This is a genomic window from Stenotrophomonas sp. P5_B8, assembly GCF_054049855.1.
Genome location: NZ_JBFULO010000526.1, coordinates 1 through 2,286 on the forward strand (window position 1 = coordinate 1; position 2,286 = coordinate 2,286).

A 2,286-nucleotide genomic window follows, 5' to 3' on the forward strand; every position below is an offset into this window, starting at 1 on the left:
GCACCGCCCAGCGCAGTCCCCAGATTGAAAGAAGCGATGTTCAACCCCGCCGCCACCGAACTGTAGGCGGGAATGAAGCGTTGGGCCTGCCTGAGCAGCCGCAGCGTCAGCAGGGTCACGATGGAGAAGAAGCAGATGCCCAGCGTGCCAATCAGAAGCATCATCAGCACCGGCATACCTGCGAAAGCGTACAAACCGAGCAGATTCAACGCCAACGCGACCAGCGCGAGCCGGATACTGCGATCCACGTCCGTCGCGTCGGCAAGGAAGCCTCCCAGAAGATTGCCGGCGATCGCGCAGATGCCGAACAACAGCATCCCCAGGCTCAGCCACTGCACGCCCACCGCAGTGACCTGCTGCAGATACGGCGAGACGAACGTAAAGAACGAAAACGTGGCAACGCTGACGAGCGCGCCGATACCGGCGGTGATCAGCAGCTGCGGATGGGCGATGGCCTTGATGCCCTTCCACGCGCCACCGCCGGTTGAACCCGCTTCCGCCTTACCGCGTGGCATGCAGAGCGCCAGGCCAAGCATGCCCCCCGCACTGAGCACGCCAATCGCCATGAAAATCATGCGCCAGGACCACAGGCTTCCCAGATAGGTGCCGAGCGGAACACCGATGGCCAGTGCCAGCGTCAGCCCGATCCACACCACCGACAGCGCCCGACCGGATCGCTGTGGTTCCACCAGCCGGGTGGCCGCGTCGGAGGCCACCGCCATGAACACGCCGTGGCCCAGGCCGACCACGAAGCGGACAGCCAGCAGGACCACCAGAGTGGGCGACGCACTCATCAGCAGGCTGCCCACCCCAAGCAAGGCCGTAGCCAGCAACAGGATATGCCTGTCCCGCCAGTGGGCGACCAGCGCGGTGATGAACGGTGCCCCGATGGCGGCACCCAGTGCGTAAGCGGCAATGGCCGTACCGACGAGGGAAATCGGCGCATCAAGGTCGTCGGCAATGGCGGTCAACAGCCCTGCGACGACGAACTCGGAAAGACCGAACGCGAATGCGCACAGCGAAAATACATAGATGGCGGCGGGCATTGCAGATCCTCAGCAGCGGGGCCGCCGAAGACTAGTGGCTTGCCTGGTGCGGGTGAAGGACTGTCTGCATACCGCACCAAGACGCGGCGCGTCTCATCCGATCAGGGCGGTGACAAGGTCTCCAGGACCGCCTCTATCAACCGGTCGCGGATCGCCGATGCCCGGGTCTCGTTCCAGGCCATGAACAGGTCCAGGCGGGACAGCGCATCGGAAGCGTCCACCTGGAGCGGGCGGAACACCACGTCCGTTCGCGCATTTGTCGCCAGGGACGCGGGCAGTAGCGCTACGCCGAACCCAGCGGCCACCAAGGCAATCAGCGTCTGCATCTGCCGGCCGTGCTGCACGATGTCGGGAACAAACCCCGCTGCGTGGCACAGGCTGAGGAGCTGGTCATGGAACCCCTTGCCGAGCGTCCGCGGTGAGGCGACGAACGCGTCGTTCTTAAGCAGTTGCAGCGCGATGGTCGGGGCCGCTTCCAGCCGATGGCCGGCAGGCAGCGCAACGACAATCGGTTCGCTCGACACGGTGGCCAGGCGCAGGTGCGGGACAGACGTTCCGGGCGACCGCATGAACCCAATATCCGCCCTGCCCTGCTCCAGCGCGATCACCTGCTCCTGGGTCGTGGCTTCCACCATCGTGAACGAAATGCCGGGGGAAGCATGTCGGAAACCGCGAAGCGCGCGTAGCAGAGGGGCGTAGGGCGCGATGTTGATGAAGGTCAGCGTGAGGTGGCCCTCAATCCCTTCCGCCACCCGCCGCGTCTGCGCCACGCCCTCCTCCAACGCGCGCAAGGTGCTGCGCGCAGTGACAAGGAACGCCGCGCCGGCCGCGGTCAGTGCCACACTGCGATTGGTGCGCACGAACAGAGGCGCACCGACGGCGCTCTCAAGCTTGCGGATCGCCTGGCTCAGCGGGGGCTGGGCCATGTGCAGCCGCTCGGCGGCACGATTGAAGTGCAGCTCTTCGGCAACGGCAACGAACTGTTGGAGCAGGCGGGTCTCTATCACTGAAACGCCACACCTCGTGTTTCCCCTGGATTGGGCGTGGTCAACATAGCAAATCACGGCGCCTGGGGCGCCGACGCGCTCTGGATCTCAACCCCCGCGTTTTGCTCTGCACCCGTTCCAAGGTCTATGACTTATTTCATTTCCCGCCGGCAGACCGACTGCTACTTGATCTTCAGTTCCGGCAAGAGAGGGTCAACATCAACCAACTCCAGTGACTTGACCATGTGCAGGGT

The 2,286-nt window shown here is 64.4% G+C and carries 2 protein-coding genes; both read right to left on the reverse strand.

Features of this window, described 5'->3' with window-relative positions:
• Positions 1 to 1,046, reverse strand: a 1,046-nt coding sequence (locus tag ACXJKH_RS18925) for an MFS transporter (RefSeq protein ID WP_457321687.1), incomplete at its 3' end; no start/stop codon positions are given.
• A gap of 101 nt (positions 1,047 to 1,147) precedes the next feature.
• Positions 1,148 to 2,053, reverse strand: coding sequence for a LysR substrate-binding domain-containing protein (locus ACXJKH_RS18930; protein ID WP_457321689.1), 906 nt, complete (start codon positions 2,051 to 2,053; stop codon positions 1,148 to 1,150).
• Positions 2,054 to 2,286 lie beyond the last annotated feature (233 nt).